The 8,931-nt window shown below is 43.7% G+C and carries 5 protein-coding genes and 2 pseudogenes; 3 read left to right on the top strand and 4 right to left on the bottom strand.

Going from position 1 to position 8,931, the window contains the following annotated elements; translation table 11 throughout:
• On the bottom strand, positions 1 to 1,852 hold a 1,852-nt coding region (gene dnaG / locus F6K37_RS24920; protein ID WP_287252842.1), incomplete at its 3' end, for a DNA primase.
• A gap of 231 nt (positions 1,853 to 2,083) precedes the next feature.
• On the opposite strand from dnaG, the pseudogene F6K37_RS45645 reads away from it, so the two are divergent.
• The 3 genes and pseudogenes from F6K37_RS45645 to F6K37_RS24900 form a co-directional block, all read left to right on the top strand.
• Positions 2,084 to 2,727, top strand: a pseudogene (locus tag F6K37_RS45645) (hypothetical protein); the annotation flags it as partial.
• 982 nt (positions 2,728 to 3,709) lie between these two features.
• Complete coding sequence (locus F6K37_RS24905; protein ID WP_287252837.1) at positions 3,710 to 3,955, top strand: hypothetical protein; 246 nt, start codon at positions 3,710 to 3,712, stop codon at positions 3,953 to 3,955.
• Between the two features lie 731 nt (positions 3,956 to 4,686).
• On the top strand, positions 4,687 to 6,828 hold the full coding sequence (locus F6K37_RS24900; RefSeq protein ID WP_008187120.1) for a DUF8508 domain-containing protein: 2,142 nt from the start codon (positions 4,687 to 4,689) through the stop codon (positions 6,826 to 6,828).
• Between the two features lie 299 nt (positions 6,829 to 7,127).
• On the opposite strand, the gene F6K37_RS24895 is transcribed toward F6K37_RS24900, so the two are convergent.
• The 3 genes and pseudogenes from F6K37_RS24895 to F6K37_RS24885 form a co-directional block, all read right to left on the bottom strand.
• Positions 7,128 to 7,250, bottom strand: a complete 123-nt coding sequence (locus F6K37_RS24895; protein ID WP_287252835.1) for a hypothetical protein — start codon at positions 7,248 to 7,250, stop codon at positions 7,128 to 7,130.
• A gap of 188 nt (positions 7,251 to 7,438) precedes the next feature.
• Positions 7,439 to 8,713, bottom strand: coding sequence for a cation:proton antiporter (locus tag F6K37_RS24890; RefSeq protein WP_008187121.1), 1,275 nt, complete (start codon positions 8,711 to 8,713; stop codon positions 7,439 to 7,441).
• A 5-nt stretch (positions 8,714 to 8,718) separates the two neighbouring features.
• Positions 8,719 to 8,931, bottom strand: a pseudogene (locus F6K37_RS24885) (hypothetical protein); the annotation flags it as partial.

Genomic DNA, 8,931 nt, shown 5'->3' with positions numbered 1-8,931 from the left:
AATCATTACTAAGGTCAATTTTTTGCCATTGCTCTAAACAATAGCGCCGATGTTTTTCCAAGGCTACTATTTCTAGAGAAGCTGCTGCTGCCTGTATTACCATCGGGGCTCGCAAAATATCTTCTGTACAGGTTTCGTCAAGATGAAATAGATGGGCGACTTGAGTCATTTCCCTAGGAAATTGTAAACTCCGGTCTTGTAAACGGGAGATTAGCTGTTCAGGGGTGGTAGTGTAAAATTGTGTCCCTATCCCTTGCAGTTCAATAATTTGTTGCCACAAGAATCGATGATGAGAAAGACTAAACAGTAAATCTCCCTGGTCTAGAGTATCAATAATTGTTTGTCGATACTCCGGACAATGTAAATAAATCCGTAATAGTAAGGCTTCGGCTCGTTCTAAAAGGGTACGTTCTTTACCAACAGGTAGGTTTGAGTCTTGATTACCCTGTTGTTTGGTTTTCTTTAACCGAGGTGGGGATTTCTTAAAGGCAGCTCTCAGGGGTTTTTGGAGTTGAGTTTGGAAATTTTCGATGTATAGAGATACTAGTTTCCCTTGTCCTTGACTGAGAATTTGAGCACAGTAGTTAATATAATAAGTGAGCTGATTAATGTCCTCCAGTTGCTTGAGTAACTTAACCATCGCTTGGGCGACTTGCTGAAATTGATCGGCTTGTTGGAGGTCTTTGCCAATCAGGAGTTGATTAATCTGCCAATCCAGCCACAAGGGAGCATTGAGCAACAGTTGTCGGTATTGTTCCGTAGCGTCAGGAGCAGATTTTAGGAATTCATCGGCATCTTTGCCATCAGGTAGGTTGAGTACCCGTAGCTGGACAAGCCCTTGGTAAGCTAGGTTAGCAATTTCTCCAATAGCTCTTTGGGCAGCAGTGGTACCAGCAGCATCCGCATCAAAGTTGAGCACAATTTGCTTCGATTCAGTATAGCGCGATAGTTGCCGGACTTGATCTAAACTAAAAGCGGTACCAAGGGAGGCGACTATATTAGTAATTCCTGCAGCATGGAGTGCGATCGCATCAAAATATCCTTCCACCACTACAGCTTGGTCTTGCTTGGTAATGGAATTACGAGCTTTATCTAGGGCAAAGAGGGTTTTACTTTTATCAAACAGGGGAGTTTCTGGAGAGTTGAGGTATTTCGGTTGCTCATCCCCGAGACTTCTAGCACCAAAGCCAATTACTCGACCTTGGGTGTCGTGGATCGGAATCATAATGCGATCGCGAAAGCCATCATAATACCCACCATTGTCCCTAGGCTTAATCAATCCCGCTTGCTCAACTAGCTTAACTGGCTTCCGTTTGTGTTCCACCAGATAACGGTAGATGGTTTGCCAACTAGCTGGAGCATACCCTAGCTCGAAAGTAATGATGGTTTCCTCACTCAGACCCCTTTGACCGCGCAAGTACTCTAGGGCCTGCTGTCCTTGGGGTTGTCTGAGGGCATGTTGATAGAAAGCTGTGGCTAAGGCCAGAATCTCGTAGAGTTGCTCTTGTAGAGAAAGTTGCCGTTGTAATTGCTCCCGCTGTTCCGGTTGCAGGGTTTGGACTGGCACCTGGTAGCGCTGTGCCAAATCCAGCACCACATCCGAGAAGGAGTGCTTGCCAATCTCCATCAGGAATTTAATCGCATTCCCTCCAGCTTGGCAGCCGAAGCAGTAATAGAGTTGTTTAGAGGGACTGACAGTGAAACTGGGAGTTTTTTCCTCATGGAAGGGACAGAGACCGACATGGTCTCTGCCACGCTTACGCAATACCACATGCTCCGAGATCACATCCACAATGTCAGACCGTTCCTTAACTGCTTCAATAGTGTTTGGGTGTAGCCGTGGAATGTTCATTGCTGGATTACGTGGTTACAATCGGTCAGGGTGTTCTTTATTGTCCCACCATACTCAAACCCTAAAAAACATGCCTGAGGTTTAGTGCCATTGCAGTATGACGACTGTGGGCAAGACTTGACACAAGATGCTGTTTCAGATCTTGGTCAAAAAGTCAAGATCCATGGGATCTGTTTTTAGCCAGTTGATCGGTGAAAGGCTACTAACACTACCCCCAAAGAATTAGGATTAATGACCCGACAGCCACACGACCAATTTGCGAAACAGTATCTCACGGAGTTGCTAACACCTCATGGTCAGGTGCAAATCAGCCGGGAAGTAACCAGTGAAGTTCGTCAAGTCGATATTTGGTTTCTACCAGCACCTTCGACATCCACACCACCCCAGGTTTTAGGATTGCTCGGTCAGATGGCATCAACTGCCTGTTTATTGGAACCGTTCCGCAATGCCACAGGGATCATGGCGGTGCGTAATTGTCTGCTAAAGTTGTTTGCCCTGTATGGTGAGCTGCAGCGCCAGGCACGACGAGAGGTGCGACCCGTGGCGAATTTAATTCGCCAAGGTCAAGCGCACCTAAGAAAAATTCTGTCAGTGAAACCGACTTGACCTGTTTATGGATTCTGTCTCCTTACTGTTCAACCAAGCTGTTGAATGGTTTTCCTGCCAAACTTAATGATTCCGGTAATTGGATTGAGGGAGTCTATTTTTTGCCTGAGTTGTTCAAGACAGCCCTGGTGGCCATTAACCAGCTACCGGTTACAGAAGAAACCCTCTGGTTGAGAGTTTTGGGACGCGATCGCGTAGCGTGCGCGTAGCGCAATCGCACTCAAACCCAAGCCATTAATGAGTTGGTAGCACTACCGGTCGGACACCCTTTACTAGGGGACGCGCAAGTCGAAAGCCCCGCGTTTTTAAACCGGGTCAGAAGTTACCGCAAGAATAGGGCAGCCTTTACGGTTGGTCGGCTATGAGCAAAAGGGTTAAAACTTTATAATTAAGGCTGCCCTATTCTAAGGTTTCGTCTCCGGGATGAAGACTCGCAGCGACTTTAGTCGCCGAGTTGACAATACTTTAGCGCTATAGTATAATTCAAGCATAGGGTACAGGCTGAAAAACCGAGGCTGAGCCGGGAGAGAAACCCGTAACTTATTGACCTTAAAGTAGTAATGCCCGGAGGGTAGGGAAAGTCCTCCTTAAAAACCCAACCATCAACTAACAATTGGTGTGTGAACCCAGCAAGAAAGATAACACTTTGAAAAAAAATGGTACGGCGGGGCACGCCGAAACCAAGTGAAACAGGGAAGCAAGGGACTTTATAAGGCACTTCTCAAAAAGTAACTAAACGCTATCGCGAGACCAGCCCGCTGGGTCTTTCGTAAACTGAACTAGAATCTTGGTCTTGACGGGATATTGGTTTAGGTATTGCCGCAAGGATACGGAGGTTTAAGGCCGGTCGTAGATCTAGGAATCCCCGCGTCTTTAGACCGGGGAGTGTCAAGAGGCAACATCTTAGAGATTCTGGCCAACTGGCGCATCGCTTTCTTATCCCCCACACCCCACACCCGGTCAACCCACACCCCACACCTGAGGTCTTTGTTAAAAACCTACCCCTGTGAGGGGGTTAGGGGTGGGTGCCAATGCCCTTGCGCGTAGCGCTATAAAAGCTGACTGCTCAGAAGCTGATCGCTGAATTATTACAGCTAGAGTGTATCTGTTTAACCATTTAAAGGTAACTTGTCAACTGCTATTTCTTCCTGATTAAATTAATTTTTTTTAAAAGTTTTGCTAGATCAATAAAAATCTAGTAAATCCCCAAATTGTTCACAAAATATTAACAAAATTAAAGTACCATTATAAGTGGATACTTACTTTATTTTTAGATATTTTTTGCTCCTTACTATTTCTAGCGTTTATCGCAGTTATGAGGTACAGTATTTTTTGACGTTGATTCCCTGTTTTGATGCAGCGCATCCCGATTACCGATTACCGATTACCGATTACCGATTACCGATTACCGATTACCGATTACCGATTACCGATTACCGATTACCGATTACCGATTACCGATTACCGATTACCGATTACCGATTACCGATTACCTAAAATCCCGAAATTGTGTACCTCATAGCTATGATAATTGCTATCCACGACACAATATAAGTAATTAACACAAGCATTGCTCACGAAAAAAAAAGCCTCTGTAGAGATGTTATGAATAACGTCTCTACAGAATATATAAGACTAGATAAAGTCTCTACTCTGTTTATTAATCAGGGATTGCATACATTCTATGAATGCTGATGTTACCGCTGACCGCTGATAGCTAATAGCTAAATATTCGTTGGTTTTAAAACCAATACAAAACCCTGATATGACTATAGCAATCCTAAATCATTTTAAAAATAACTGGACTTCTGAAAAACTAGCTCATTCTCCATTAAAATCTGCCTTATGCCTTCTGCATACTGCCTGAAAGCAGCCCATTTATTTCACGAATAAGATAGGATACTAGGCTCTCCTAGAGTGGCTAGGATAAATTAGTACAAAATAATCGCCATAGTTTTTGCTTAGTAAGCTCTTGAGTAATTTAAAAATGCAATTTTAATAAAAGCGATGCAGAGGTGCGACCCGTGGCGAATTTAATTCGACGACTGTAAGGGCACCTAAGCGGTCTTGGGGGTTTACCCCACTCGCTATTCCATCAAGAAAATGTATTTTTAGTTGATTGAATCCCTTGCTATTTAAGGGGTTAAGCTCATTTAAACTACTAATTTACTATAATCAGTCTAGGAGAGCCGATTACTATAGTTATTTTTAAAGAGAAACGTAGGTATATGACAAATCTAATCATACGTCCCATATACGACATCCAAGGTAAAGGTCATATCTCACCATTTGTTGGTCAGTCTGTCACAACTACAGGTATTGTGACTGGGGTAGCGAGCAACGGCTTCTACCTACAAGACCCTTATGGAGATAATAATAATGCTACCTCAGATGGAATTTTTGTATTTACTAATTCTACTCCTACGGTCAGAATCCGTGACAAGGTGCAAGTGAGTGGTGATGTCCAAGAATTTCGGCGTAGTAACCGTTCCGATGACTTAACCCTGACTGAAATTACTAACCTGACTAATATTAGGGTCTTATCATCGAACAACCCTTTACCTACTGCGGTGGTTATCGGTGAAGACCGTACAGTACCTACAGAAATTATTGATGATGATGGTTTAACTGACTTCAATGAAGCTACTGATAGCATTGACTTTTACGAAAGCCTAGAAGGGATGCGGGTGCAAATCAATAATGCTGTAGCGGTTGCTCCCACTAATAGGTTTGGTGAAATTTGGACGGTTCCAGGTGATGTCAATCCTACTGGTGTTAATAATCGTGGTGGCATTACCATTAGTGACGGTGACTTCAATCCAGAGCGAATTCAGATTGATGACACTCTATTCAATGGCATTTCTCCTACAGTTAATGTCGGTGACCAGCTCGGTACTGTAACAGGGGTACTTAGCTACAGTTTCGGTAACTTTGAACTCCAGTCTACTGAACCAATTAGTGCTACATCAGGTAACCTAACGCCAGAGATAACGAATTTAGTCAGTAGTGCCAATCAACTTACCATTGCTAGCTTCAATGTCGAAAACCTCGACCCCAATAGTCAAGATGGGGATGATGATATCGGTGATGGTAAATTTAATGCGATCGCATTTCAACTGATCAATAATCTCCAATCCCCCGATATCATTGCTCTGCAAGAGGTTCAAGACAATAACGGAACTATAGACAATGGTAATGTGGATGCTAGGGAAACCTACGAAACTCTGATTAATGCCATAGTTGCTGCTGGTGGACCTCAGTACTCCTTCTTTGATATCCCCCCTGTGGACCGTCAGGATGGGGGTCAACCTGGTGGTAATATCCGCGTCGGTTACCTCTACAACCCTAACCGAGTTACCATCAACACTGATTCTGCTCAACGTATTGGTGTTGGTGAGACGGCTTTCGATAATACCCGCAAGTCTTTGTTGACGGAGTTTGAGTTTAACGGTGAAACCATCTCTGTTATTAATAATCACTTTTCTTCCAAGGGTGGTAGTGACCCTCTCTTTGGTGAGAATCAACCACCACAAAACGGTCAGGAGCAGAAACGGAATCAGCAAGCTCAAATCGTTAACGATTTTGTCGATACCATTCTGACTAATGACCCTGATGCCAATGTCCTAGTGCTGGGAGACTTCAATACGTTTGATTTTGAAGAACCACTGGAAACTCTAAAAGGATATCACAATTCAGTGCTGACCAATCTGACGGAAACGTTACCAGAGGATGAGCGTTACACATTTATTTTTGAAGGGAACTCTCAGGCACTTGACCATATTTTGGTCAGTGATCACCTAGTTGATGCTGGTGCTGAGTATGACATTGTCCACGTCAACAGTGAGTTTGCTGACCAAGCTAGCGACCATGACCCAATTTTAGCTCGCTTTACCTTACCTGAGCCAACTATTATCAATGGCACCGCAGGTAGTGATCAGCTGACTGGTACTGATAACAATGACATTATCACTGGTTTCCAAGCTCGAGATTTGCTCACTGGTGGTGGTGGTAATGATCAGTTTGTCTACACCTCACACCGAGATGCTGGCGATCAGATCACCGACTTTGAAGTGGGAAGTGACAAAATTGTTCTTACTGAGTTATTTAATAATAACGGAATTACAGTTGCTAATTATGATGATGCGATTAATCGGGGCTTTCTGAGTTTTGCTTTACAGGATAATTTTGCTGTTGTTTTGTTTGACCAAGATGGCTCTGATGACAGCAATTATCAAGGGGTATTCAGGGAATTAAAACAAGAATTTCCGTTCCCTTTTTTAAATACTAATTCAGATGGAAGTCAGATATTTCTCCTTCTGGAAAATGTTGATGTTGTTGAGCTACATGATTCTAGTAATTTTGTGATATAAAAGGTTGAAGGTTAGTTTGTTGAAGGTTAGTTTGTTGAAGGTTGGGAGGTTGAAGGTTGGGAGGTTGAAGGTGAGTTGCTTGAAGGTTAAAGGTTAAAGGTTAGCAGGTTGAAGGTTAGGAGGTTGTTCGCGTAGCGTGGCCAAAGGCCAAGGTTATTTGGTTGAATAATCTTTATCCTGTTCCAAATAATGTTTAAGATTTTTGAGCTGATTTTCGGTGCTTATCAAGGGCTACAATAAATCCCGCTACTGTTAGATTTGGTGTTAGCATTCAGCTATAGCGCGTGTCGCGTATCAGCTTATGGGTTAGGTCCGATGGGTCGAAGCCTGTGCCACGCTACTGTTCCCACCTCAAGCAGCGTGGCCACAGGCCAAGGGTGCCCGTAGCGCAATCGCTGCTTTTCAATAAAAGAGGTAAGCATTCGTTTAATCTTGAGTTATGGGAAGCTGACGGTTGACAGCTGACGGCTGAATGCTTACGATTTGGTAGTCTACTCAAAAGACCTCTTGCAAAACTCCAAAACTATTGCCGACTCCCGACTCCCGACTCCCGACTCCCGACTCCCGACTCCCGACTCCCGACTCCCGACTCCCTAAAACCTAAAACCTATCATTTGCGCCAAGACAAACGAACAGGCATTTCCGAGCGTGGCATCAATTCTGGGATCTCATTGGTAGCTTTAAACCTTGCCATGCACTTACCATACCAGTTAGCTCCTGGAAAAGCCGTTAAACCATGAGCAAACACACTAATCAACACAGTTACTACCATAGTACTAAACATCACTTCAGTACCCTGAATTCCATCCCCCTCTAAAATTAGTAAACCATACAATATTGAAGCCACTCCCCTCGGTCCAAACCAGCCCAAAAATAAAATAGTATACCAACGCAACTTCATACCAATCACACTAATAGCAACCCCTACCATCCGAGCAATGGTCAGAGTAGCAATGGCGTACAATCCCATCTGCCAACTAACCCCATCCAGAGCAGGAAATACCATCATTGAGCCATAAATCATAAAAATCAGCAGCACCAGCAACTGTCCCTCTGCTTCTCCAAACTCATACAAACAATCACAAATTGATGGAGCTGTATTCCCTAGGGTCAAGCCAGCACAAAACGCGGCAATAAAACCATTTCCCCCCACTAATTCTGCGATCGCATAAGCGCATAACGAGAGTCCTAATACCGATAAATCTTCAAAACTATGAGTAATCCACTTGCGGCGAACACTCTGTGACACCAACCAACCGCCAATATAGCCAACTGCTACCCCAACGATTGGCCCGAGAATCACTTGCATAGCAGCAAAGCGAAACCAAAAGCTTGCTGTTCCCGTCCCTTCCATTGTTCCAGCTAAGGAAAGGAAAATTAATAGAATCGGTAAACAAATACCATCATTCAAACCACTTTCAACATTGAGGGATTGACGAATACAAATTGGCACACGAGGACTGCTGACCACCGCTTGTCCTAAAGCAGCATCAGTGGGAGCCAGAATTGTTGCCAACCCTGCTGCTTCCCAGAATTCTAAGCTACCTCCAAGCAACAGTACTGCCAAAATTGTTCCTAGGATAATTGTCAGCGGTAGACCAATACCTAACAGACGTACCGGTAAATTGTAGTCTCGACGCAACAGTTTAAGATTAATCCGAGAAGCATCAGTGAACAAAACCAGAATCAACGTAAATTCAGCAATTATCCGAACAAGCTCATGCTCTACCTCCAGATTCAATAAACCCAACAATTGCGGACTCAATAAAACTCCAAATATCACAAAAGCCATCGGTGGCGTAATCACACTTTTCTCAATGCGCCCAGAAATTAAACCAAAGCCGAGGATAAATAGAGCAATAATCGCAAATAGTTCAGTGTTCATGGAATTTATCTAAATCCTGAGTGTGTCAGTGCTATACCAAAGGGAACAGGGAACAGGGAACAGGGAACAGGGAATAGGAAAAAAATTCTGTGTACCTGATAGTTATGAAAAGTACTGATAGCTGATAGCTGATAGCTGATAGCTGAATGCTGATAGCTGATAGCTGATAGCTGATAGCTGATAGCTGATAGCTGATAGCTGATAGCTGATAGCTGAAA

The sequence above is a fragment of the Moorena sp. SIO4E2 genome, from assembly GCF_010671945.1.
In the GTDB taxonomy this organism is placed as follows: domain Bacteria; phylum Cyanobacteriota; class Cyanobacteriia; order Cyanobacteriales; family Coleofasciculaceae; genus Moorena; species Moorena producens.
Note: the sequence above shows the minus strand (reverse complement) of the source record. Positions and strands in the feature narration are given on the sequence as shown.

Bases quoted from the DNA above. Each gene is read 5' to 3' on its own strand.
- F6K37_RS24900 (WP_008187120.1), top strand. From the start codon at position 4,687: ATGACAAATCTAATCATACGTCCCATATACGACATCCAAGGTAAAGGT.
- F6K37_RS24895 (WP_287252835.1), bottom strand. From the start codon at position 7,250: ATGCTTACCTCTTTTATTGAAAAGCAGCGATTGCGCTACGGGCACCCT.
- F6K37_RS24890 (WP_008187121.1), bottom strand. From the start codon at position 8,713: ATGAACACTGAACTATTTGCGATTATTGCTCTATTTATCCTCGGCTTT.